The sequence below is a fragment of the Actinoplanes sp. NPDC051861 genome (assembly GCF_040681145.1).
Taxonomy (GTDB): Bacteria; Actinomycetota; Actinomycetes; order Mycobacteriales; family Micromonosporaceae; genus Actinoplanes.
The window spans coordinates 142549-166495 of the sequence record NZ_JBFAYE010000024.1 but is presented as its reverse complement, the minus strand read 5'-3'; the positions used below and the strand labels follow the sequence as shown (position 1 = coordinate 166495).

Genomic DNA, 23947 nt, shown 5'->3' with positions numbered 1-23947 from the left:
CGCGCCGGTCTCCCGGCGCGCACCGCCGTACCTCCCCGGCAGGCGCTCGATGGCGCCGCCGGGGCCGCCGCCCTGGCTGTCGGGCGGCTCACCGGCGCCCCCGTGCCGCCGGTGGTGCACACCCGGCTCACCAGCGCCCATCAGGCGCCGAGCCGGGAATAGAGGAGGTAGGGCTTGCGGCGGGCGTCGAACGCGGCCAGCTCGCCGGCCCACGCCCCGGTGACCTCGTCCGTCTTCGCGCCCGCGTCGATCATCGTGCGCAGTCGCGTGGAACCGGTCAGCAGGTCGATCCAGTAACGGGCGGAGTCCAGCCGCCAGGTGAACGCCGCCTCCTTGCGGGCCTCCACCAGCATCCCGGCGGCCGTGCGGATCGGGTCGAAGGCGGCCTGGTCGGTCACCTTCACCTCGACGCCCGCGCAGAGCTGCCCGCTGAACTTGTTGAACGTGGGTGTGAAGTAGGCCTCCCGGAACTCCACGCCGGGCAGGTTCAGCGCGATCACCCGGTCGCACCAGCGGTAGTCGAAACCGGGCCCGCCGATCAGCTCGAACGGCCGGGTGGTGCCGCGCCCCTCGGACAGCGACGACACCCCCTCGAACATGCCGGTGCCGGGGTAGACGACAGCGGTGTCCGGGGTGGGCATGTTCGGGCTGGGCAGCACCCACGGCAGGTCGGTGTCGGAGGCCCGCAGGCGCCCGGTCCAGCCCTTGCAGGTGATCACCTCGAGGTCGACCGCGCCGTCGAGGAACTCGCCGTTGTAGAAGCGGGCCAGCTCGCCGACGGTCATCCCGTGCTGCTGGACGATCTTCAGGCGGCCGACGCCGGAGGTGAAGCCGTCGGTCATCATCGGGCCGTAGGCGCGGCCGCCGATCGGGTTGGGCCGGTCCAGGACCACGTACCGCAGGCCCAGGCGGGCGGCGGCGGCCATCGAGTCGTAGAGCGTGTAGATGTAGGTGTAGAAGCGGGCGCCGACGTCCTGGATGTCGAAGACGATCGCGCGCACGTCCGCCGCGGTGAACATCTGCACCCACCGGTCCAGCGTGGCCAGGTAGGCGTCGTAGACGGTCAGCCCGGTGCGCGCGTCGGTGCCGGTGCCCTCGCTGCCGCCCGCCTGTGCCGACCCGCGGAAGCCGTGCTCCGGCCCGAAGACGCCGCCGATGGTCACCCCGTCGGCGTGCATCCGGTCGACCAGGTGGCGGTATTCGCGGTCGACCCCGGTCGGGTTGGAGACCACGCCGATCCGCTCGCCCTTGACCGCCTTCCAGCCGTCGGCGGCCAGCCGGTCCATGCCGGTCCGCACCGGGACACGGGGGAGCAGGCCGGGTTTCGCCGCCGCCGGCCCGGCGACGGCCAGGCCGCCGAGGACACCCGCGGTGAGGAGACCACGGCGTCTCACGTCACGCTCCAGGTCAGACCATGACCGTACGGGTAGAGCCCGGGGATCTCCACGGGGAGCTTTCCTCGCGGCGGCACGGCACCGGTCAGCACCTTCGCGAGCGACTCCATGGCGACTCCGGTGTAACTGTAGGTGGCCAGGTACGTGGTGACGCCCGGCAGGACCGCGATGTCGTACGGGTTGCGCACCGCCACCACCACGACCGGCCGCCCGGTGTCGACCAGGGCCTTGACCAGCGCCTGTTGCCGGGTGTCAGTCGCATTGTTGGTCAGCACCACGGTCAGATCCCGCGATTGCGCCGCGTTCACGACTTCGGTGATCTTCGCGGCGTCCGGCTGATTCGCGACCAGCGGTGTGCCGCCCAGCGCACCGGCCAGCGCCGCGACGTTGTTGTAGGTGCCGGAGTTCCACCCGGTGACCAGCACCTTCTCGCCGGCACCGGACCAGGGGAGCAGCCTCGCGTCGTTGCGGATCGCCGTGACGGTCCGGTCGGTGACCTTCGTCGCGGCGCGCTGGTGCGCGGGTGTACCGATCGAGCGCTCGGCCACCGCCGGGTCGACCGGCTTGACGGTCGTGAGCAGGCCGCGCTTCTGCTTGAGGGTCAGGATCCGGCGCACCGACTCGTCGATGCGGGCCTCGGTGAGCTCACCCGAGGCGACCGCACCCAGCACGGCGTCGTACGCGACCTGCATGTTCGGCGGCATCAGCAGCATGTCGACGCCGGCCTTCAGCGCGAGCACCGGTACGCGCTCGTCGCCGTACTTCTGCCGGACCCCGGCCATCTCGAGCGAGTCGGTGACGATGACGCCGCGGTAGCCGAGCTCGCCGCGCAGCAGCCCCGTGATGATCGGCTGGGACAGGGTGGCCGGGTCCTCGGCCGGGTCCAGGGCCGGCACCACGATGTGGGCGCTCATGATGGCGTCGGCGCCGGCCGCGATCGCGGCGCGGAACGGCGGCGCGTCGATCCGCTGCCACTCCTCACGGGTATGGGTGATCACCGGCAGGCCGGTGTGGCTGTCGGTGGCGGTGTCGCCGTGCCCGGGGAAGTGCTTGGCGGCGGCCGAGGTGTTCGCGCCGCGCTGCAGGCCGAGGATCTGGCTCGCGGTCATCGTGGCGGCCAGGGCCGGCTCGCTGCTGAACGAGCGCACCCCGATGACCGGGTTGGCCGGGTTCACGTTGACGTCGGCGACCGGTGCCCAGGCCTGGGTGATGCCGACCGCGCGCAGCTCGGCGCCGGTGACCTGCCCGGCGCGGTACGCCCCGGCCGGGTCGCGCCCGGCACCGAGCGCCATGCCACCGGGGAGCTGGGTGGCCGGTGCCGGCATGCGCGTGACCACGCCGTGCTCCTGGTCGGTGGAGATCGCCAGGGGTACGCCGGTGGCCGCGGCCTGCAGCCCGTTGCTGAGCGTCGCGATCTGCCGAGGGTTCTGCAGGCTGTTCGTCCAGGCGAAGTAGATGACGCCGCCCAGGTGGTACTTCGCGACGACCTCGGCGGGGGTGCTTACGCCGTAGAGACGCTGGTTGAGGGCGGCGTCCGCAGCCGACGGGGTGGCCGCGTCGTTGCCGTAGACGTACGTCGTGAACAGCTGCCCGACCTTCTCCGGAAGCGTCATCCGCGCCAGAACTCCGTCGACGGGTGAGCGTGCCGGGTTCCCGGCGGCCGGGGCGGCGGCCGCCGGGATGCTCAGGGCGACGAGTGCGAGGAAAGCGACGGGACGCATTCGCATGGTGCCAGAAGGTAGCCGGGCCGGCGTGCTATGGCAATAACCTTCATGACTCTTGCGAGTTGTGAAGGAAACATTCATTCTCGACGGATCGACGTATGGAGAGGCGTTGATGATTCGACTCGGGTTCCTGCCCCCGCTCTGCGTGCTGGCCTGCCTGGCCGCCGGTTCACCGGCCGCCGCGGTACCCGCCGGGCCCGCCACGGCACCGTCGGTCACCCCGGACGACATCCGGTTCCGGCACGACGTGCTGCGGCCGGGCACCGCGCGCCAGGCCGGGCTGCTGCCGGAGGAGATCGCCGCGCTCCGGGGCGCCGCCGCCTCCTACCTGGAGGAGACGCCCGACCATCTCGGCCGGCCCACATACGCGGGCGCCACGGTGCTCGCCGCGCACCACGGCATCGTGGTCGCGCACTTCGCGGTCGGCGACGCGGTCCGCTACACCGCCGGCGCCACCGGGATCGAGGAACTCCCGGACTCCCAGCGCGTCCCGGCCCGCCTCGACACGCTGTGGGACCTCGCCTCGATCTCCAAGCTGTTCACCACGATCGTCGTGCTCCAGCAGGTGGAGGCCGGCCGGGTGGACCTCGACGCGCCGGTCGCGGACTCGGTCCCGGAGTTCGCGGCCGGCGGCAAGCAGGCGGTCACGGTCCGCCACCTGCTCACCCACACGTCCGGGCTGCCGGCGTTCGCCCCGTTCTACTCCCGGTACCCGACACCGCAGGAGCGCCTGGCCGCGGCCCTCGCCACGCCGGTCACCGCCGGCACCGTGCCGGGCCGCCAGTACGTGTACTCCGACATCGGGCTGATCGCGCTCGGCGTGCTGGTCGAGCGCGTCACCGGCAAGGCGCTCGACGCCGCGGTCCGCGACGGGGTCACCGGCCCGCTCGGCATGCGCGACACCGGATACCGGCCGCGGGCTGTCGAGCGCACGGCCGCCACCGAGTACCAGCCCTACGTCGGCCGCGGGATCGTCCGTGGTGAGGTCCACGACGAGAACGCCTGGTCGCTCGGCGGCATCGCGGGTCACGCCGGGGTCTTCTCCACCGCCGCTGACCTGGCCGTGCTGTGCCAGAGCCTGCTCAACGGCGGCGTCTACCGGGGCAAGCGGATCCTCTCGGCGGCGATGGTCCGGCAGGCGCTGGTCAACTACAACGCCGGCATCGTGCCCGCCTCGCCGGACACCGCGCGCGGCCTGGGCTTCGAGCTCGCCAAGCACACCTACATGGACGGCATGGCGTCGCCGATCACTTTCGGGCACACCGGCTTCACCGGGACGTCGGTGGTGATCGATCCGCTCGACCAGTCGTTCCTCATTCTGCTGAGCAACCGCGTGCATCCGGACCGGGCGTGGGGAACCAACACCGTGGCTCGGCGTGCTCTTGCCCGTACCCTTGCCAATGCCCACCCGGTCCACGCCCCCGCCGGCGGCGAAAGGCCCTGGCGCACCGATCAGCGGGACAGCGCCGCGATGAGCTTGACCGCGACGCTGCGGCGCGAGGCAGGCGAGCGGGCGCGGGCTCAATTCTTCTTCTGGTACGACACTGAGCCCACCTTTGACACGGCGTCCGTCGAGTCGTCCGCGGACGGTGTGACCTGGACGCCGGTGCCGATGACCCTGCATGCCGGCCGCACGTGGTTCGGGAGCGACGGAACCGTGACCGGATTCGGTCTGCGCCGCTGGTGGCGCGCGACCGCCGGCCTGCCCGCGGGCACCACCCGGCTGCGCTTCGTCTACCGCACCGACGCCGCCTCGCAGGGGCGTGGCGTCCTCATCGACCGGCTCCGCGTCACCGAGCCCGGAGCCACCCTCGTCGACGGCCGCACCGTTCTCGCCGCCGACGGCTGGAAACCAACTGACTGATCGGGAGCCGATATGGGATACCGGATGAGCCGGCGCGGCCTTCTCCAGGGCGCGGCCGGCACCGTCGCCGCGGGTGCTCTGGCCGGATGCGCCATGGGCGGGGACGAGTCCACCGACGACGCCAAGGGCGAGACCAGCGCGGAGAACCCGCTCGGCGTGAAGGAGGACGCGCCGCTCGAGGTGGTGATCTTCAACGGCGGCTTCGGCGAGGAGTACGCCAAGGCGCACGAGGCGATGTACTCCGAGCGCTACCCGAAGGCGGAGATCAAGCACTCGGCCACCCAGCAGATCGCCGAGACCCTGCAGCCGCGCTTCGTGGCCGGCGACCCGCCCGACGTGGTGAACAACTCCGGCGGCAGCCAGATCGACTTCAACGGCCTGGTCTCGCAGGGCGCCCTGACCGATCTCGGTCAACTGCTCGACGCGCCCAGCCTCGACGACCCGGCCCGGAAGGTTCGCGACACCCTGCTGCCGGGCATCGTCGACGTCGGTTCCTACGACGGGAGGTTCCTGTCGCTGAACTACGCGTACTCGGCCTACGGCATCTGGTACTCGCGGAAGCTGTTCGACTCGAAAGGGTGGGCGTACCCGAAGACCTGGGACGACATGATCGCCCTCTGTAAGACGATCAAGGCGGCGGGCATCGCGCCGTGGACCTATCCGGGCAAGCACGCCCGGTACATGAGCTGGCCGATCCTCGCCGCGGCCGGAAAGGCGGGCGGCATCGAGGTGATCAAGGCGATCGACAACCTGGAGCCGAACGCCTGGAAGCACGAGTCGGTCCGGGCGGCGGCCGAGGCCTACTACCAGCTCGCGGTGGACGGCTTCCTGCAGCCGGGCGCCGAGGGCATGGACCACGTCCAGTCGCAGACCGAGTGGTGCCGTGGCAAGGCGGCGTTCGTCTCGTGCGGGTCGTGGCTGGAGAACGAGCAGAAGGCGGTCATACCGCCGGACTTCCAGATGGTCGTGGCGCCCACTCCTCGCCTGTCGAACTCGGACACCATGCCGTTCGAGGCGTTCCGCGGTACGGGCAGCGAGCCGTTCATCGTCCCGGCCAAGGGCAAGAACGTCCGGGGCGGCCTCGAGTACCTGCGGGTCATGCTGTCCCAGAAGGGTGCGTCGGACTTCACCCGCAAGGTCAGCAGCCTCACCTGTGTCCAGGGATCCAGCGACGGCATCACACTCGGGCCGGGCCTGACCTCGGTCACCGAACTGATCAAGGCATCGTCCGGCACGGCGTTCACCTGGCTCTACTCGTCGTACTACCGCAAGCTGGAACGCGAGCGGGTGGACGCGGCGACGGCATCGCTGCTCGCGAAGCGGATCAACGCGGCGCAGTGGTGCGACGAGGTGCAGAAGTCCGCTGACGAGTTCGCCAAGGATCCGGCGGTCAAGAAGTACGAGCGGCCCTGACGTGCTCCGTGGCAAGCGGCTGTTCATCGCCGTCTTCCTGCTCCCGCCCCTGCTGCTCTACGTCGTCTTCGTCGTCTCGCCCTACCTCCAGGCGTTCCAGATCGCCGGGACGAACTGGAGCGGGCTGTCGCCGTCGTACGAGTTCGTCGGGCTGGACAACTTCCGGCGGCTGCTCGGCGACGGGTACTTCTGGAACGCGATACGGCACAACGCGCTCCTGCTCCTGCTGCTGCCGGTCGTGACGATCCTGCTCGGCCTCTTCTTCGCCTCGATGATCAGCGTGGGCGGCCGGGCCGACCGGGTGGGCGTGCACGGCGTACGCGGCGCGGGCTTCTACCGGGTCGTCTACTTCTTCCCGCAGGTGCTCTCGGTGGCGATCATCGGGGTGCTGTGGAAGGAGGTGTACGCCCCGCACACCGGCATGATCAACGGACTGTTGCGGGGGATCGGGCTGGACTCGCTGGCGGTGGCGTGGCTGGGTGATCCACGGTTCTCGTTCTGGTGCGTGATGACCGTTCTCGTCTGGATGAACGTCGGCTTCTACGTGGTCCTGTTCAGCGCGGCCATGCAGTCGATCCCGCGCGACCTGTACGAGGCGGCGCTGCTGGACGGCGCGAACCGCTTGACGACGCTCGTGCGGATCACGGTGCCGCTGGTCTGGGACACGATCCAGGTGGCCTGGGTCTATCTGGCGATCATCGCGATCGACGGGTTCGCGATCGTGCAGATCATCACGGACGGCGGGCCGTCGTTCTCGTCGGACGTGGTGGGGCTCCGGCTGTACAAGACGGCGTTCGCGGACGGGCAGTTCGGGTACGCCTCGGCCATCGGGGTGGCGATGCTCTTCCTGACGCTGACCGTGGCCGTCATGTTCCTGCGGGTCACCCGCCGCGATCGGGTGGAGCACTGATGGCCGTCCTGACGCGAACCCGGCCCGCACCGCCGGTCGCCCCGGTTGAACCGTCGTCACCGCGCCCTGCGTTTCTGTCCCATTTGTTCCTGGGCCTCTGGGCGCTCGCCACGACGGTGCCGCTGGTGTGGGCGGTGCTGAGCTCCTTCAAGAGCGACACCGAGATCCTGACGTCACCGTGGAGCCTGCCGTCGGAGCTGCGCTGGTCGAACTGGGCGCGAGCATGGAACGAAGCCCACATAGGCCGATATTTCCTGAACAGTGCGGTCGTCGTGACCGGCGCGCTCGTCATCACCATGCTCTTCGGGGCGATGGCCGCCTACGTCCTGGCCCGCTACCGTTTCCGCGGCAGCCGCATCGTGTACTTCGCCTTCGTCGGCGGCATGATGTTCCCCGTCTTCCTGGCCCTGGTCCCGCTCTTCTTCGTCGTCCGCAACCTGGGCCTGCTCGGCACCCTGCCCGGCCTAACCCTGGTGTACGCCGCCTACTCCCTGCCCTTCACGGTCTTCTTCCTCACCGCGTTCTTCCGCACCCTGCCCACCTCCGTGGCCGAGGCCGCCATGGTCGACGGCTGCGGCCACTTCGGCCTGTTCTTCCGGGTGATGCTCCCGATGGCCCGGCCCGGCCTGGTCAGCGTGGGCATCTTCAACTTCCTCTTCCAGTGGAACCAGTACGTGCTGCCGATCGTGCTGATGCAGGGTGAGGGGGCGGAGAGCCGGTGGGTGCTGGCGCAGGGGTTGACGGCGCTCGCGGTGAACGAGGGCTACCGGGGCGACTTCAGCGGCCTGTTCGCGGGGATGACGATCGCGATGCTGCCGGTGTTGCTCGGCTACGTGGTCTTCCACCGCCAGGTCCAGAGCGGTCTGGCGGCCGGCCAACTCCGCTGAGTGCCAGACTTTTGGTTGTCAGCCGAATGCGGGTCTAGCCTGATTCCATGCGCGACTGGTCCGAGAAGCCCTCCCAGCGGTCTTGCCGGGAGTTTGCGACCCGCGATGTCGACCGGTTGTGGCTGACTTTGATCCTTCATGCCCGGCAGTTGCAGAAGATGATCGCCGCCCTTGCCGCGGCCATCTTTTGCTGTGCCTGTTTTCTTGACCTGTTCACGGTCCGCCGGCGGCCGACCCACCGTTCCCTCTTCGTCACGGTCGACACCCCGACCCGTTCCGCTCGCCAGGTTCGTGGCCCTGGCCTGCCCTCCGGCGTGATCGTCGGGGTGCGCTGAGCGATCTCCTTCGCACCTCCGACGCCTGCATCGCGCCGGAGGATGATCTGTTTCCGCCCTCCGGCAGGCACGTGTTGGTTTCGGCCCGCGTGCTCGCTGGAACGGCGGGCCCAGCCCCGCACTCCGGCCTCACCACCCGGCTGTGCCGCAGGGTGCTCATCCACGCACCCGCGCCCAGCCGGTCTTGACGGAGGTTCGCAGGGGATCAGCGATGCCCCTGTGAAACGTGAAGGGGCGTCACGTCTTGGACATCCACATCCTGATCCTGGTCGGCGTCGACGGCGGCGGGCGGGGCGGCACCAAGAATCTGATCCAGGCCTGGAGCAACCGGGCGTCCGAGGGGGTCGGCACCGGCCCGGGTGGGGGCAGCGCGAGCCAGGGGGCCGGGGGCGGCGGCACCGGCGGGGGCCGGTGATGGGCCGCCGGCGGCAGTGCTCGCTCGAGACCGTGGAGCTGGTCGCCCGGCTGTGGCAGGTGGAAAATCTGTCGCTCCGGCAGATCGGCACCTTCATGGAGCGTGCCGGGATCCCCACGTCGGAAGGGCACGCCACCTGGTGGGCGGAGACGGTGCGCAAGCTGCTCATGGGGAAGGCGGGTGAAGAGATCCGGGTCCGCCTCGCGGCGGACGCCGGCGTCCCCGTCAGGTGCGTCGGAGGCCGTCGACCAGCAGGTATGCACCGAACGGGACGACGCCGACGAGGGCCGCGCTGATCGGGACCTAGCTCGGCGCCGTGCGGTTGAGTTCGTCCAGGCGGGACTGGAGGGAGGTACGGATGCCGGTGACGGCGTCCGCGCCCACGGCGAGACGCAGCGGCGGTTCGGCCATGGTGACCGCCTCCAGGACCGCGTCGGCCACCCGGTTCGGGTCGCCGAACGCGCTCGGCGGGAGCTGCGAGAAGTCGTGGAGGAATCGGCCGACTGTCGGCGCGTACACGTCGTCGGGCAGAACCACGTTCAGGGAGGCGGCGAACTCGGTTGCGAAGACGCCGGGTTCGACGATCGTCACGCGTACCCCTGTGGGTTGAAGCTCCTGGGCCAACGCCTCGCTGAACAGTTCGACGGCGGCCTTGGACGCCGAATAGAGGCCGGAGGAGGCCCAGGCGAACTGGCCGTTGAGCGACGACATCTGCACGATGCGGCCCTTCGCGGCGCGCAGGGCCGGCAGTGCGGCACGCAGCACCGCGAGATTGGCCAGCACGTTCGTGTCGAACAGGGCGCGGGCGTCGGCGTCGCTGATCTGCTCCACCGAGCCGAACAGTCCGTAGCCGGCGTTGTTGACCAGCACATCGAGCCGGCCGGCGGCGTCGATGGCGGTGCGCAGCACGGACTGCGCGTCCGGCGCGGTGATGTCCAGGGCGATCGGGGTGACTCGTGCGCCGGATGCGAGCTCGGCGAGGCGGTCGGCGCGGCGGCCGACCGCGAGGACGTGGGCGCCGCGGGCCAGCGCGCGCTCGGCCACCAGCCGGCCGAATCCGGAGGTGGCACCGGTGATCAGCCAGGTCTCGGACATGGTGTTGCTCCCTTGTTCGTCGTTGCCACGTCAATGAACCCACGCGGTGAGGCCCGATGGAGGCGCGAAGCTGGCCCTCTCAGGGCCACCCGGGGCGAGGTCCGGGAGGGGGACGATGAACGGGTGGCGCACAACGACGAACTGAGCACATTCCTTCGGGTACGCCGCGCGGCGCTCAGCCCGGAGGAGGCGGGCGTGTCGTCGCCGGGTGGGCGGCGGGTGCCGGGGCTCCGCCGCGAGGAGCTGGCCTCGCTGGCCGGGGTCAGCGTCGACTACTACACGCGGTTGGAGCAGGGCCGGCCGATCACGCCGTCCGAGGCAGTGCTGGACTCGATCGCCACGGCGCTGCACCTCGATCCGGCCGAGCGGGACTACCTGCACACGGTGGCCCGGCGAGCACCGCCCTCGCGGCGCCCGGGAACCAGGGCGCAGTCGGTGCGGCCCGGCCTGCTCGCGCTGATCGAGCAGCTGGGCGACACCCCGGCCCTGGTCCTGGGACGCCGCACGGACGTGCTGGTCGCGAACCGTAACGCCCGGCTGCTGCTCGCCGATTTCACCACGATGCCGGCTCGCGATCGCAACGCGACCCGCTGGCTGGTCCTCGACGAGGGCGCCCGCTCCCTGTTCGGCGACGGGTGGGAGCAGGTCGCCTCGGACATGGTCGGCACGCTGCGCATGGACGCCGCCCGCCACCCGGACGACCCGAGGACGGCCGCGCTGGTCGGTGAGCTCGCCATGAAGAGCCGGGAGTTCCGCGGGTGGTGGGCGCAGCGCAAGGTCGTCCGATTCAGCAGCGGGGCGAAGACGCTGCGTCACCCGCTGGTCGGCGATCTCACTCTGGACACCGAGGCGATGACCTTCCCCGGCGACCCCGACCAGCTGCTGATCGCCTTCCTCGCCGCGCCGTCGTCGCCGTCCCGGCACGCTCTGGAACTGCTCGGCTCGGGAGCCTGGCGACAGCAGCGAGGGTGACACCCGCCGGCGACCGGGGACGGCCATGCGAAGTGGCCCCTGAACTGGGAGCGTTCCTCCGCTTGACCCCATCGGGCCGCCGGATCATCCGATTACCCCACCGCATACGTATGCGGTAGCTTCCGGAACAGCACTCGTTACTGGACCGGCTAGCGCTCCGAGCCGGTCGGCCCCGGCGCCGGTTCATCGACCTCCGTCGAGGCCCGCATCCCGAGATCCGTCCGCCACGCCGGCGGCGGCGTGGCTACATGCCCAAGGGAACGAGGCACGACATGACGGCAACCGATCACTTACGCAAGGGCCGCGGGCCACTGACCGCGGCGATCGTCGTGCTCATGACGATCACCATCGGGCTCCTGGGCGCACCGTCGTCACAGGCCAAGGGAAAGCCCACCATCACGAAAGAGGCGTTCGGCAGCGTCGGCGGCGAGGCCGTCGAGCGGTACACGCTGACCAACGGCGACTTCCGGGTCAGGATCCTGACGTACGGCGGAATCCTGCAGACCGTCGAGACGCCCGACCGGCACGGCCGGCTCGCCAACGTGACACTCGGATTCAGCACTCTCCAGGGATACCTGGACAGCAACAACGCGCCGTACTTCGGCGCCATCATCGGCCGGTACGGCAACCGCATCGACGAGGGCCGGTTCACGCTCGACGGTGTCACGTACCAGCTGGCCACCAACAACGGGCCCAACCACCTGCACGGTGGCAACGTCGGCTTCGACAAGGTGGTGTGGGACGCCACGCCGGTCACCGGCAAGGACAGCGTCGGGCTGCGGCTCAGCTACACGAGCGAGGACGGCGAGGAGGGCTACCCGGGCACGCTGCGGACCACGGTCACCTACACCGTCACCGCGCAGCACGAGATCCGGATGGACTACTACGCCACCACCGACAAGCCGACGATCGTCAACCTGACCAACCACGCGTACTGGAACCTCGGCGGCGAGGGCACCGGCACCATCGAGGACCACAAGCTGCAGATCAACGCCGACCGGTACACCCCGGTCGACGCCACGCTGATCCCGACCGGCGCCATCGACCGGGTGGCCGGCACGCCGATGGACTTCACCCGGGCCACGCCGATCGGCGCGCGCAACCGCGGTGACTTCCAGCAGCTGGTGTTCGGGCGCGGATACGACCACAACTGGGTGCTAAACCGCAACGCGTACGGGTTCGCCGCCCAGGCGACCGACCCGTCCAGCGGACGCCGGATCAGCATCTACACCACGGAGCCGGGCCTGCAGTTCTACGCCGGCAACTTCCTCGACGGCACCCTGTACGGCACCAGCGGCCGAGCGTACCGCCAGGGTGACGGGTTCGCGCTCGAGACCCAGCACTACCCGGACTCGCCGAACCACGCGAACTTCCCGTCGACCGTGCTCCGCCCCGACCGGCCCTATCGGACGACGACCACTTACCGATTCGGAGCAGGATAAATGCGCAAAATCCACCCTAAGGTCGAGGAGGCCGTATCCACCCTGGACCTCAATCCCGTCACACGGCGGAGGCTGCTGTCCGGGACCGGCCTGTTCAGCGCGTCCCTCGCCGCCGGAGCCCTGCTGAGCGCCTGCACTCAGCAGGAGGAACAGCCCGAGGGCAGCACCGGGAACTTCCCGGCCACCCCGAAGTGGAAGTTCACCTTCGTCAACCACGTGACGACCAACCCGTTCTTCACGCCGACCCAGTACGGGATGGAGGACGCCGCCACCCTGCTCGGCATCGAGAAGCCGCAGTGGACGGGCTCGCAGAACTCGATCGTCGCCGAGATGGTGAACGCGATGAACACCGCGGTCAGCGCCAAGGTGGACGGCATCGCGGTCTGCGTGGTCGACCAGAACGCGTTCCGCGGGCCGGTCGACCAGGCACTCGACGCGGGGATCCCGGTGGTCTCCTACAACGCCGACGGCGCGCGCACCGACACCGGCTCGAACCGGCTCGCGTACATCGGCCAGGGCCTGTACGACTCGGGCTACGCACTCGGCCAGCGGGCACTGCAGGTGCTGGAGTCAGGAGAGGTGGCCGGGTTCATCGCCACACCCGGTGCCCTCAACATCCAGCCCCGCATCGACGGCGCCCAGCAGGCGATAAAGGATTCCGGCAAGCCGATCACGTTCACGCCGGTCGCCACGAACGCCGACGTGACACGCGGGTTGTCGATCATCGACGCGTACGCGCAGGGCCACCAGAACCTGGCCGGCATGCTCGCCGTGGACGCCGGCTCGACGTCGTCGGTCGGGCAGACCGTCAAGAAGTACGACATGCGCGCCAAGGGCCTGAAGGTCGCGGGCGGCTTCGACCTGATCCCGGAGACCCTCACCGGCATTCAGGAGGGCAGCCTCGACTACACCATCGACCAGCAGCCCTACCTGCAGGGATTCCTGCCGGTGGTCGCGCTCTACCTCTACAAGCTGTCCGGCGGGCTGCTGTCACCGAGCGAGACGAACACCGGACTGCTCTTCGTCACCAAGGAGAACGTCGGCCCGTACCAGGACACCAAGACCCGGTATCAGGGTTCGGCCACCGACCAGGTCCTCGTAGAGCGCAGCGGGCCGATCCCGCATGGCTGAGACGACCACCCGGACCAGGGCTGGCCTCCGGTTTCGCGACGGCTTCCTGCGCCGCCGCGAGGCGAGCGTGCTGCTCGTCGCGATCGGACTGATGATCTACTTCCGGGTGGCCAGCCCGGTCTTCCTCAGCAAGAACAACCTGATCAACATCGCGCAGGCCACGGCGCCGGTCGCGATCGTCGCCGTGGGCATCGTCCTGCTCCTGGTCAGCGGCGAGATCGACCTGTCCGTCGGCATCGTGGCCGCGCTCGCCCCGTTCCTGTTCCACTTCGCCGTCGACCTGTACGCCGTGCCGGTCCTGCCCGCGCTGCTCGTGGCCCTGGTCATCTCGGCGGGCATCGGCCTGTTCAACGGACTGATCGTCACCCAGTTGAAAGTGCCGTCGTTCGTCACCACCCTGGGCACGTTCTTCGCGGTCCAGGGCATCCTGCTGATCACCTCGCACGCGTACCCGGTGCCGATCCCGGATCCCGCCAAGGGCACCTTCCAGACCTGGCTCGGCGCCGGGCCGTGGGCGAGCATCACCTGGGCGCTGCTGATCGTCGCGGTCTTCCACGTGATCCTCACCCGGACCCGGTGGGGCCTGCACACCATCTCGGTCGGCGGCAACCCGGTCGGCGCCACCGAGGCGGGCATCCGCGCCTCCCGGATCAAGATCGGCAACTTCATGATCACCAGCACCCTCGGCGGCCTGGTCGGGATCATGGAGGCTTTCCGGATCAACACGATCGACCCGAACATCGGCGGCGGCACGACGCTGACCTTCTACGCCATCTCGGCCGCGGTCATCGGCGGCACCGCCCTGGCCGGCGGCTCCGGCACCATCGTCGGCGCGTTCCTCGGCGCCCTCGTGCTCGCCGAACTGCAGAACGGCTTCAACCTGATCGGCTACAGCGCCAACACGATCTACCTGATCCTGGGCCTGGCCATCCTGATCTCGATGATCGCCAACCAGTACCTCTCAAGACTGCGGCGAGCGGGGAGGACCTGATGACCGACGACGCCCTGCGCGTGGTGAACGTGGCGAAACGCTTCGGCGCGCTCACCGCCCTGCGCGACGTGAACCTGCGGGTCGCCAAGGGCGAGGTACTCGGCCTGATCGGCGACAACGGCGCCGGCAAATCCACCCTGATGAAGATCATCTGCGGCTTCCATCGCCCCGACGCCGGCCACATCGTCGTAGACGGCACCGAGGTGGTGCTGCGCAGCGTCGACCACGCCCGCTCACTCGGCATCGACACCGTCTATCAGGACCTGGCCCTGGTCAACGAACTCTCCGTCTACCACAACATGTTCCTCAACCGCGAACTCGTCCGCTGGCCCCTGTTGAACAATCGCGCCATGCGCCGCCGGGCCGAGGAACACCTGAAGGACATGGGCGTCAACCTACCCGACGTCACCGTCGAGGTCGCCAAACTCTCCGGCGGCCAGCGCCAGGCCATCGCGGTGGCCCGCTCGGTCTACTCCGACGCCCGCATCCTGCTCCTCGACGAGCCCCTGGCCGCGATGGGCGCGAAGGAGGGCGCCCTGATCCTCGATCTGATCCGCGACCTCAAGCAGCGGGGCAACGTCTCCATCATCATCATCGCCCACAACTACGCCCAGGTCCTCGACGTCTGCGACCGCGTCAACCTCCTCCGCCACGGCGAAATAACCTTCGACAAACCCGCCGCCGAAACCAGCCTGGAGGAACTCACCGAACTGGTCGTCTCCGAATACCGCCGCCGCTGAAGATCAAAACCAAGCAAGCGTACGCGCGACCGCGTCCTCACCCCAGCAAGCTCGGACCGCCCAGCCCTCCGCCCGAGCCGTCGCCACCACCGGCCCATGAGATCCCGCGCGCCCACGCACAATTCCGGAGATCGCGGACACGTGAGTACGTCCCGGACTAACGTGTCCTGATGCCGCGCCCGCTCGCCGGAACCCTGATCGCCGCCGGCCTGGTTGCCGCGTCCGGCGCGCTGTTCGCAGCACCCATGCTGTTCGCAGCGGGCTACGTGGTGGCCTTCGCTGTGCTGGCCCTGCACCCGGTCCTGACCGGCAGCGCCCAGCCGAAGGCGATCCGCCTGCTGGTCCGGGCCGGGCTACTCGGCTCCACGGTCGCGGCGCTGCTGCAGGCATGGACGCTGGCGACCTCGCTCGCCGCGCTCCGCTCGGGCGTCTTCACCTTCGACAGCGATCCCCAACGGCTGCGGGCGGAGGCGCTGGGAGCCGTCGCCGCTGCCTCGGCGCAACTGCTGGCCTGCACAGCCTTCGCCGCGTCGCTCGTGCTGTTGCCACCGCCACGGCCACGCGCCGCCCTCACGGGCCTCGCGATACTCGTCCCGTTCACGGTCATCGGCGCCGCATCCGCTGCCGAAGCCTGGTCAAGCCTGGCGGATCCGCTGCCGCCGTCCAGCCTCCCACCGGAGTCGACCTCGAACCTACCTGCCAACGTCGCGGTGACGACATCGGTCACCATGGCCGTCGACCCGATCGGCGCCGCCCTCATCGGCCTCGTCCTGTTCGGCACATATCTCCTGGTGGACGGCCTGCGCCGCACCTAGACCCATCGCACTTCACGCCGCCGACACCCACTACAACCCGCGCGGCGATCCCGGGGTTCGCCGAAGGCGATGGCCCAGTCGAGGGCTGCCTCTGCCGCCGGCCCGCCCGCGCAGACCCTCGTGCTCACGCCCCTCGGCCCGAACCCGTCACCCAAATAACCCCTACACCACGTGAACGCGGAAACTCACGGTCGCCAGCTCAGCAGCGATGTTCCGCGTTGCGGCGAACAGCCGAACCACCACCAACCACCTCGCGGAAACCCGAGCCACGGGCAGGAGCGGCACCCCCGGGTGCAGGCCTCGAGGACGTCACGGACCTGGCCTGAACGGGGTCGCCGCCCGGGGCGGAGCACGCCGCGCGGCGCTGGGCCGTCACGGCCGGGCGGCGCTGGGCCGTCACGGCCGGGCGGCGCTGGGCCGTCACGGCCGGGCGGCGCTGGGCCGTCACGACCGCGCGGCGCGTTGGTTTTGCTCGGCGCTGAGCGTGGGTGCGCGGCGCCGGCCGCGCGTCACTCAGGACGCCGCCGTCCGCCGGCGGGACCGGCGGCACCGTTAGCTCAGCGGAGTTGGCCGGCCGCCAAGCCGCTCTGGACCTGGCGGTGGAAGACCACGTAGCCGAGCAGCACCGCAGCATCGCGATCGTCGTGCCCGCGAACAGGCCGCTGAAGTCGCCCCGGTAGCCCTCGTTCACCGCGAGCGCCGTCAACCCCTGCGCCAGCACCCACCGGCTCTCCGTTCCCTCGCCCTGCATCAGCACGTACTGGTTCCACTGGAAGAGGAAGTTGAAGATGCCCACGCTGACCAGGCCGGGCCGGGTCATCGGGAGCATCACCCGGAAGAACAGGCCCGCCTCGCGGAAACCCGAGCCGCGGGGCAGGAGGCAACCCCGGGTGCGGACCCCGAAAACGTCACGGGCCTGGTCTGGACGGGGCGCCGGCACCCGCACCCCCCTCTGTCCCACCTTGACGAACTGGTCCGCCCGGCAGGCTGGACAGGTCGGCTGACACAAACCGCGGCTCACGCGGCGGCGGACCTGTTGGTATGCCGCATTCGGGGCATGAACGCCGCAGCCAGGAAGACCGCGAAGACAAATAGGTTGAGGATCCACCGGGGGTCGTCGACGTGCAGGGCCGCGGCGAACTCGTCCTTCTGCGCCGCGGTCAACGGCGTGGTGGAGCGTTCTGCCGCGGCGAAGTCCAGGCGGTCAGGAGCGAAGACGAGATACGTCCAGATCCGGTGGATGAAGTAGAGCGCGGCGGCGGTGAGGAAGAGGAGCCGGCGGGTGCCCGGCCGCCATCCGAGGACCAGCAGGAGCGGGATCATCACCAGTTCGGTGGGGAGGTTCGCGGCGATCGCGATGGGGATGCTTGGCAGGAACATCGTCACCATGGACTCGCCGGTGATCGAGGAGCTGTCCAGGGCGGTGCCCAGCATCAGCAGGCCGATGGCGCCGCCGAATGCGAGCAGTGCCATGGTGACGCAGCCCAGCGCGACGAGGCCGTCCTCCGCCCGGGCGCTCCATGTGGGTCTGCGGGTGGTCCAGTGCGCGATGAGACCGATGAGGACGGCCCATCCGGCTCCGGCCAGGAGGGCGAGCGGCAGGGGGAGGAACTCCATCAGGGACAAGCCCTGCACTACGACCGTGAATATCGTGACAAGGGCGTACGGTGCGATCTTGTCAATGCGCTGCTTCATGCGCCGGAGGCTAGGAGGAGCCGGCGGGGCTCAGCATCTGCCGAATGGCCTACCGGGGGGTTGAACGGGGTTTATTCGAGCAGGCCGGCCTCGTGGGCGTGGGTGACGGCCTGCAGGCGGCTCGCCGCTTCGAGTTTGCGGAAGATGTGGTTGAGGTGCGCTTTCACCGTGCCGGGCGCGATGAAGAGGACCTTGGCGATCTCCGCGTTCGTGCGGCCGGCGGCGAGGTGCCGGAGGACCTCCAGTTCACGCGAGCTCAGCGGCTCGGCGGGCTTGCGCCGCACTCCGGCTCGCGCCGGACCGGGAGCGGCCACGGGTGCGGGCAGATCCGTCCGCGCGGCGCCGGCCCTGGAGGCCGGCGCGGCGCTGGACCCGGAGGTGGGCGCGGCGCTGGGCCCGGGGGTGGGTGTGGCGCTGGGCGCGGGGGTGGGTGTGGCGTTGGGCGCGGGGGTGGGTGTGGCGTTGGGCGCGGGGGTGGGTGTGGCGCTGGGCGCGGGGGTGGGTGTGGCGTTGGGCGCGGGGGTGGGTGTGGCGCTGGGCCCGGAGGCGGGCGCTTGGATCCAGCGGACGGCCAGCACCGCGACTGCCAGCACGAACGCGCCGAAGAGTGGAATGGCCCACCACTGGCCGCTGCCTCGCTCGACCATCGCGAACGACAGCCCGACGATGATCATTGACCAGACGAAGCAACCGGCCAGGACGGCGGCGACGAGCACGGGCCGGCGGGCGGACGAGGATCCCGGCCGGGCGGTGACGCGCATCGGCAACTCCCCGAAGTCAGGAACGCGGGTCGAGCCTAGCCGGGAGCTGTTCTGAGCGCCGCGTCCAGGGTTCGCACCAGCTCGCCGGTTCGGCCGCGGCCGGGAGGAGCCTGCGGGTATCGGCTCAGGACGTTGACCACGGTGGGGCCGGCCAGTGCGCGCGCCTTCTCCAGGTGGGCGGCTCCCGCCGTACCGTCGCTGGTGTGAAGCTCGAGGGCGCGCGCAGCGTGACCGGCCGCTCCTAGGATGTGGAGCACCTGGGTCGCGTTCGCCAGGGGGTGCAGATAGGCCGCGCTCGCCGCCGCGACCGCGGCCCGCGCCGCCTCGGCCGCCGCCTCCTCGCCGGCGTCGCGGCACTCCTGATAGGCCTTCTGCGCTGCCCAGGCGGCATCCCGGATCGCCCTGGTGCGCCGGCCGCCCGCAGCGAACGTCCGCGCCACCTCGATCGCGTCCCGCGGCCGACGGTCGTCCGGGCGGACCTGTTCGAAGACCGTCAGGGCCGGCTCCGCGCAGGCGGCAGCGTAGGCCGCCACGTCGCGGAGCTCGTCGGTGCTGAGCTCCATGCCTCGACGCTATCGTTGAGGCGCCGGTTGAGGCTTTTCCGGCTCTGTCGCAGGTGGCGGTGGAGGAAGCCTCAATCGAGGGGGCGCAGCATCGGCGCCAGGAACTGCTGGGCCACCCGCCGCAGCTCGTCGGCGTTGTCGAGGTCGATGACGAAGCTCGGTGTGACCAGGAACGAGCAGCAGAGCCGTGTCATCAGTTCGGCCACCACCTCGACGTCGACCTGTGCGGAGATGTTGCCCGCGTGCTGCTCCTGGCGCAGCTGGCCGGCGACGAACCGCTGGACCGTGCCCATGATCAGGCCGCCGTCGCCGATCATGGACGGGATCAGGACGTCCGGTTCGGTGATCATCAGGCCGCCGATCAGCGGGTTGTGGCGGATGGCCCGCAGCGAGCTGACGAAACCGAGCACGACCCGGTCCTCGGCGGTGGGGGCCTGCTGGATCTCGACCAGGAACTGGTTGAAGTAGCGGCGGAACTCGCGCCGGATCACGTGCTTGACCAGCGCGTCCTTGGTGGCGAACCGGCGGTAGGCGGTGACCCGGGAGACGCCGGCGCGGCGGGCCACGTCCTCCATGGTGGAGCGCCGGATCCCGATGCGGCAGAACTGGAAGTGTGCGGCGTCCAGCAGGCGCGTGGTCACCTCGTCGTCGCCTCGATCGTCGTCCAGGTCGAAACCCTCGAAGGCTTCGGCGATCGCCCGTCCCAGCATCGAGTCCATGCGTCCTCCCGCTGGAGACGTCAAGCGCAGACGTGTATCAGCGTATCAATCGATGCTCATCACATTGACTCTTGTGATCGTGGTGACGCGCGTGGTCCCATGCTGATACACGAGGACGGAAAGTGTATCAGTGTCTCAGGGGAGGGTGATCGGCCATGGAACGGCGCAACCTTCTGAAAGCGGTCGGCGCGATGGGCGTCGCGTGGACCTGGTCTCCCGCGGGGTCGGTGGCGGGCACCGGCGCCGGTCTCGATCCCCGCTGGGTCTGGGACGACGAGGCCGATCCGCTGGTCGCCTCCCTGATCGAGCGCGGCGACGTGCCGATGGTCAACCAGCTGCTGCGGACCTGGACCAGGAACGGCCAGCCGCTGCCGGACGGGCTCCCGGCCGACCTGCGCGACTTCATGGAGAGCGCGCGCCGCCTGCCCTCCTGGGCCGACACCGGCAAACTCGCCACCGCCGTCGAGTTCAACGAGAAGCGCGGGCTCTATCTGGGCGTCCTCTACGGGCTGGCCAGCGGCATGATGAGCACCGTCATCCCGAAGGAGGCACGCGCCGTCTACTACTCACAGGGCGGCGCGGACATGAAGGACCGCATTTCCAAAACGGCAAAGCTGGGGTACGACATCGGCTCGGTCAACGCGTACCTGCCGAGCGGCGAGATGATCGTGACCGCGGTCAAGACCCGCCTGGTCCACGCGGCCGTACGGCATCTGCTTCCGCAGTCGCCGCACTGGACCGGGGCCGCCGACGAGGACATCCCGATCAGCCAGCGCGACATGATGGTCACCTGGCACAGCCTGCCCACCACGGTCATGCAGAAGCTGACCGCCTGGAAGGTGCCGATCCCCGACTCCGAGTCCGACGCCTTCCTGCACTCGTGGCAGGTCGGCGCGCACCTGCTCGGCATCCGCGACGAGTACATCCCGGCCACCTGGTCCGAGGCGAACTCGCAGGCGCGCCAGGTCCTCGACCCGGTCCTCGCGGCCACCCCCGAGGGCGTCAAGCTGGCCGACATCCTGCTCGACCTGGGTACCCCGGTCGACGCCGGCATTCTGAGCCGGCCGATCCTGGGTGCGTTCACCCGGTTCCTGCTCGGCGACCAGATCGCCTCGTGGCTGCGGATACCGCGGGAGCCGGTGTGGGACCCGCTGTTGCGTACCGCGTGGGGGCCGTTCATCGCCGTACGCGAAGGTCTTCTGCCCTTCCCCCTCGCGCCCCAGGCCTACTGGCTGTTCGACGAGTTCCTCCGCAAGGCCGCGCTGCTGTTCCTGTCGGAGGCGCGCCCGATCCGCATCGAGATCCCGGTGACCAACCGGCCCTGAACAGGGATCCGCGTCACCGGCTAGCATTCCCGGGTCGAGAGGGAGTGGATGACGAACGCGATCGGGCCGCTGCGGTGGTATGCCGGATTGGCCGTGGTGTTCTTCGGCATCGTGCCGGCGGTGATGGTCTCGCTGCTCGTCGCGCGCGGGAACACGCCGTCCGAGGTCGGTTTCACGCTCATCGGCGGCATTCCGCTGGTGCTGGCGGCGCTCTACTTCGCGGTGCGGGGGATGACCGGTTCCGATGATCCGGAGCTGGCCGCCCGCCGCCTGAACCTGAGCATGATGCTGGTCGCCGGCGCGGACGTGCTGATGCTCGGTGGCAACGCCCTGATCAGGATGTCCGCCGGCTGAGATAGCGCGCGATCGCGTTCACGGCGTCGCGGCCCGCCCGGTTGGCGCCGACCGTGGACTGGGACGGCCCGAAACCGACCAGGTGCACCCGAGGGTCGGCGGCCACCGCGGTCCCGGTCATCCGGATGCCGCCCCGCTCGTTGCGCAGACCCAGCGGGTCGAGGTGGGCGAGCGACGCCTTGAACCCGGTGGCCCACAGGATGACGTCGACCGAGGTGAACGAGCCGTCGGCCTCCCGTACCCCGTAGGGCTCGATCGCCGTGAACATCGGCCGCCGTTCCAGGGCGCCGCGCTCCCTGGCCGCCACCGCGTAGGGAGTCCAGATCAGGCCGGTGTACGAGACGACGCTCCCGGTCGGCCGGCCCGCCTCCACGTCGGCCGTCACCCTCGCGATGACCTCGCGGCCGGTGACCTCCGGCTGGAACTCGCCGTCGCGGAAGACGGGTTCGCGGCGGGTGTACCAGAAGGTCCTCGCCACCCGGGAGATCTCCTCCAGCAGCTGGAGCGCGGAGATCCCGCCGCCGACCACGGCGACCCGCTTGCCGGCGAGCTGATCCGCGGAGACGTAGTCGCGGGTGTGCAGCTGGAGGCCGGTGAACGTGTCCTGCCCGGGGTAGCCGGGCCGCACCGGGTTGTCCCAGGTCCCGGTCGCGTTGATGACCGCCTCGGTGGCCCAGGACCCACTGCCGGACTCGACGAGCAGGCCGCCGTCGTGTTCCCGCACCGAGGTCACCCGGACCGGCCGCAGGATCGGCAGCGCGGCGTCCTCCTCGAAGGCGGCGAAGTAGCGCGGCACGGCGGTGCGGCTCGGCTCGGCCGGGTCGAGGGGCGGCTTCGGGAAGCCGGGGAGGTCGAAGATGCCGTTCACGGTGGCCATCCGCAGGGACTCCCACCGCTCGCGCCAGGCGCCGCCGGGTGCGGGGGCGGCGTCGAGGATCACGAAGTCCAGGCCGCGCCTCTTCAAGTGGTACCCGGCTGACAGCCCGGACTGGCCGGCCCCGATGACCACCACGGTTGCCGTGTTCACGCCCCGCGCAACCGCGTGACCGGCGCCGCTATTTCGGCGCGGGGCGAGGATCACACATCCAGCAGGCCGTCCACCGCTCCGGCGGCCGGGGGCAGGCTGCCGGTGTCGATGTCCTCCATCAGGTGGATGTCGGCGAACTCGGGCGGTGTCGGGCGGCCCAGCTCGTCGAAGAGGCGTACCCGGCGGCGCAGGCGCAGGCCCGGGTAGCGCTGGTGCTCGAACGAGAGCACGAGTTGCGTGTCCGGCCACGAGCCGGCCAGGTCGGACTCCCAGCGGCTGGTGTGCCCGGCGAGTGGCGTGCTGGTCCCGGTCGTCAGGTCGTGCCAGGCGTTGTCCAGGTCGGTGAAGCAGTCGCGCTGGTAGCGGGCGTACGACTCGGCGTCGGCGGGTGGCGAGGACATCGGCCAGCAGTGGTCGCCGATGTCGACCTTCGCGAGGGCTGTCCCGATCGCGCCGGTGCCGGGGTCGAGGCGCACCACCTCCACGGTTCCGTCCGGGCGCCGCATGGAGATCCAGACGCCGGTGCCGGTGCCCACCATCGCCAGAGCCTGTCCCGGACCGGCGTCGGCGCGGGCCGGCGGGTCACCGTCGTCGGCGTGCCCGAAGACGACGAACCGGTCGTCGCCGGGCCGGGACGAGGCAACCCATCTGCGGTCGCCGGCGCGTACGCCGTACCCCTCTGGCTCTTCGGCATGAATCCAATGCTCACCGAGAACGGTGGCGTGCGGCAGCGACGGCTTGCCCACCTCGGCGTCGGCGAGGCGCAGGCTCTCCGGCAGCGGCCCCGGCGGCACCCGCATCCAGGCCCGCCGCCACGTCAGCTCCCAGGTCGACCCGCCGAGCGGCTTCACCGCGTGGGGCTCGTCGTCGACGACCAGATGGACCGCCTCCCCGCCCGCCCGCACGTCCCGGACCGGCCGATCCACCTCGATCCGCCGGACGCTCCCGTCCCCGGTCACGACGATCACCTGGTCACCGGGCAGCGGCCCCGGCTCCTCCTCCGGGTCCGAGACCAGCACCTGGTCGTTCTGGCTGTCCACGCACCAGGCGCCCCGCGCGTCGGCCGCGACCAGGCGGCGGCCCGCGCTGTAGCCCGCGTGCACCCCACCCTCCGGATCGACCCGCGCGACCGGCCCGCCCGGACCCGGCTGCACCCACAGATCGTCCCCGGCGGCGAGCACACGCCAGCTCTCCCCGGCCGGGGGCGGCGGAAGACCGGTCCAGGAGACCAGCCGCGTCACCGCGCCGTCCCGGGGATCCAGCAGGGCCGCGACCGGCTGCAGTTCATCGACGGCCCAGAGGGGCCCGGTGTCGCGGGCCAGCACGACCGGACGCAGGAGCCTGCCCGCCATCGTCCCCGCCCTCCACCGGCCGT

Annotated in this window: 23 protein-coding genes and 1 pseudogene; 14 read left to right on the top strand and 10 right to left on the bottom strand. The window is 70.4% G+C overall.

Annotated elements, in window-relative coordinates; translation table 11 throughout:
- Window positions 1-140: 140 nt before the first annotated feature.
- Window positions 141-1394, bottom strand: coding sequence for a DUF1343 domain-containing protein (locus AB0M02_RS39910; protein WP_364237089.1), 1254 nt, complete (start codon window positions 1392-1394; stop codon window positions 141-143).
- Entirely contained in the window at window positions 1391-3121 is a 1731-nt protein-coding gene (locus AB0M02_RS39905) for a glycoside hydrolase family 3 N-terminal domain-containing protein (RefSeq protein WP_364237087.1), read from the bottom strand. The genes AB0M02_RS39910 and AB0M02_RS39905 overlap by 4 nt, the downstream gene beginning before the upstream one ends.
- 109 nt (window positions 3122-3230) lie before the next feature.
- On the opposite strand from AB0M02_RS39905, the gene AB0M02_RS39900 reads away from it, so the two are divergent.
- The 6 genes from AB0M02_RS39900 (at window position 3231) to AB0M02_RS39875 (ending at window position 8942) form a co-directional block, all read left to right on the top strand.
- The gene (locus AB0M02_RS39900; protein ID WP_364237085.1) at window positions 3231-4982 is read left to right on the top strand and encodes a serine hydrolase; all 1752 of its coding nucleotides are present in this window, start codon (window positions 3231-3233) and stop codon (window positions 4980-4982) included.
- Between the two features lie 24 nt (window positions 4983-5006).
- Window positions 5007-6395 (top strand): N-acetylglucosamine/diacetylchitobiose ABC transporter substrate-binding protein, encoded by a 1389-nt coding sequence (ngcE, locus tag AB0M02_RS39895; RefSeq protein ID WP_364237082.1) that lies wholly within the window; start codon window positions 5007-5009, stop codon window positions 6393-6395.
- Window position 6396: 1 nt separating this feature from the next.
- Window positions 6397-7305 (top strand): sugar ABC transporter permease, encoded by a 909-nt coding sequence (locus tag AB0M02_RS39890; protein WP_364237079.1) that lies wholly within the window; start codon window positions 6397-6399, stop codon window positions 7303-7305.
- Entirely contained in the window at window positions 7305-8192 is an 888-nt protein-coding gene (locus tag AB0M02_RS39885) for a carbohydrate ABC transporter permease (protein WP_364237076.1), read from the top strand. Before AB0M02_RS39890 ends, AB0M02_RS39885 begins: the two co-directional genes overlap by 1 nt.
- A gap of 47 nt (window positions 8193-8239) precedes the next feature.
- On the top strand, window positions 8240-8527 hold the full coding sequence (locus tag AB0M02_RS39880; RefSeq protein WP_364237074.1) for a hypothetical protein: 288 nt from the start codon (window positions 8240-8242) through the stop codon (window positions 8525-8527).
- A gap of 244 nt (window positions 8528-8771) precedes the next feature.
- Entirely contained in the window at window positions 8772-8942 is a 171-nt protein-coding gene (locus AB0M02_RS39875) for a hypothetical protein (protein WP_364237073.1), read from the top strand.
- A gap of 303 nt (window positions 8943-9245) precedes the next feature.
- Here AB0M02_RS39875 and AB0M02_RS39870 read toward each other — a convergent pair whose 3' ends face one another.
- Window positions 9246-10037, bottom strand: coding sequence for an SDR family oxidoreductase (locus tag AB0M02_RS39870; protein ID WP_364237070.1), 792 nt, complete (start codon window positions 10035-10037; stop codon window positions 9246-9248).
- A gap of 123 nt (window positions 10038-10160) precedes the next feature.
- Between AB0M02_RS39870 and AB0M02_RS39865 the strand changes: the two genes are divergently transcribed.
- The 6 genes from AB0M02_RS39865 (at window position 10161) to AB0M02_RS39840 (ending at window position 16128) form a co-directional block, all read left to right on the top strand.
- On the top strand, window positions 10161-11009 hold the full coding sequence (locus AB0M02_RS39865) for a helix-turn-helix transcriptional regulator (protein WP_364237068.1): 849 nt from the start codon (window positions 10161-10163) through the stop codon (window positions 11007-11009).
- Window positions 11010-11281: 272 nt separating this feature from the next.
- Window positions 11282-12451, top strand: coding sequence for an aldose epimerase family protein (locus tag AB0M02_RS39860; RefSeq protein WP_364237066.1), 1170 nt, complete (start codon window positions 11282-11284; stop codon window positions 12449-12451).
- Entirely contained in the window at window positions 12452-13582 is a 1131-nt protein-coding gene (locus AB0M02_RS39855) for a sugar ABC transporter substrate-binding protein (RefSeq protein ID WP_364237064.1), read from the top strand.
- Window positions 13575-14573: an ABC transporter permease gene (locus AB0M02_RS39850; protein ID WP_364237061.1), complete on the top strand. Its 999-nt coding sequence runs from the start codon at window positions 13575-13577 to the stop codon at window positions 14571-14573. Before AB0M02_RS39855 ends, AB0M02_RS39850 begins: the two co-directional genes overlap by 8 nt.
- On the top strand, window positions 14573-15313 hold the full coding sequence (locus tag AB0M02_RS39845; protein ID WP_364237060.1) for an ATP-binding cassette domain-containing protein: 741 nt from the start codon (window positions 14573-14575) through the stop codon (window positions 15311-15313). The genes AB0M02_RS39850 and AB0M02_RS39845 overlap by 1 nt, the downstream gene beginning before the upstream one ends.
- Before the next feature lie 170 nt (window positions 15314-15483).
- On the top strand, window positions 15484-16128 hold the full coding sequence (locus tag AB0M02_RS39840; RefSeq protein ID WP_364237057.1) for a hypothetical protein: 645 nt from the start codon (window positions 15484-15486) through the stop codon (window positions 16126-16128).
- A 557-nt stretch (window positions 16129-16685) separates the two neighbouring features.
- Here the strand turns inward: AB0M02_RS39840 and AB0M02_RS39835 are convergent.
- From AB0M02_RS39835 to AB0M02_RS39815, 5 genes and pseudogenes are all read right to left on the bottom strand, one after another.
- Window positions 16686-16972, bottom strand: a pseudogene (locus AB0M02_RS39835) (carbohydrate ABC transporter permease); the annotation flags it as partial.
- A gap of 173 nt (window positions 16973-17145) precedes the next feature.
- Window positions 17146-17823, bottom strand: coding sequence for a hypothetical protein (locus tag AB0M02_RS39830; protein ID WP_364237054.1), 678 nt, complete (start codon window positions 17821-17823; stop codon window positions 17146-17148).
- A gap of 71 nt (window positions 17824-17894) precedes the next feature.
- Window positions 17895-18584: a LuxR C-terminal-related transcriptional regulator gene (locus tag AB0M02_RS39825; protein WP_364237052.1), complete on the bottom strand. Its 690-nt coding sequence runs from the start codon at window positions 18582-18584 to the stop codon at window positions 17895-17897.
- A 35-nt stretch (window positions 18585-18619) separates the two neighbouring features.
- Window positions 18620-19147: a putative immunity protein gene (locus AB0M02_RS39820; RefSeq protein WP_364237049.1), complete on the bottom strand. Its 528-nt coding sequence runs from the start codon at window positions 19145-19147 to the stop codon at window positions 18620-18622.
- A gap of 71 nt (window positions 19148-19218) precedes the next feature.
- Window positions 19219-19866: a helix-turn-helix domain-containing protein gene (locus AB0M02_RS39815; RefSeq protein ID WP_364237046.1), complete on the bottom strand. Its 648-nt coding sequence runs from the start codon at window positions 19864-19866 to the stop codon at window positions 19219-19221.
- A 155-nt stretch (window positions 19867-20021) separates the two neighbouring features.
- On the opposite strand from AB0M02_RS39815, the gene AB0M02_RS39810 reads away from it, so the two are divergent.
- Both AB0M02_RS39810 and AB0M02_RS39805 read left to right on the top strand, forming a co-directional pair.
- Window positions 20022-21191, top strand: coding sequence for an oxygenase MpaB family protein (locus AB0M02_RS39810; protein WP_364237044.1), 1170 nt, complete (start codon window positions 20022-20024; stop codon window positions 21189-21191).
- Between the two features lie 48 nt (window positions 21192-21239).
- Window positions 21240-21545 carry a hypothetical protein gene (locus tag AB0M02_RS39805; RefSeq protein ID WP_364237043.1) on the top strand — a complete coding sequence of 102 codons (306 nt, stop codon included), beginning with the start codon at window positions 21240-21242 and terminating at the stop codon, window positions 21543-21545.
- Here AB0M02_RS39805 and AB0M02_RS39800 read toward each other — a convergent pair.
- Together AB0M02_RS39800 and AB0M02_RS39795 are read right to left on the bottom strand one after the other, a co-directional pair.
- Window positions 21526-22572, bottom strand: a complete 1047-nt coding sequence (locus AB0M02_RS39800; RefSeq protein ID WP_364237041.1) for an FAD-dependent oxidoreductase — start codon at window positions 22570-22572, stop codon at window positions 21526-21528. The genes AB0M02_RS39805 and AB0M02_RS39800 overlap by 20 nt on opposite strands.
- Before the next feature lie 50 nt (window positions 22573-22622).
- On the bottom strand, window positions 22623-23924 hold the full coding sequence (locus AB0M02_RS39795) for a hypothetical protein (protein WP_364237039.1): 1302 nt from the start codon (window positions 23922-23924) through the stop codon (window positions 22623-22625).
- Between the last annotated feature and the right edge of the window lie 23 nt (window positions 23925-23947).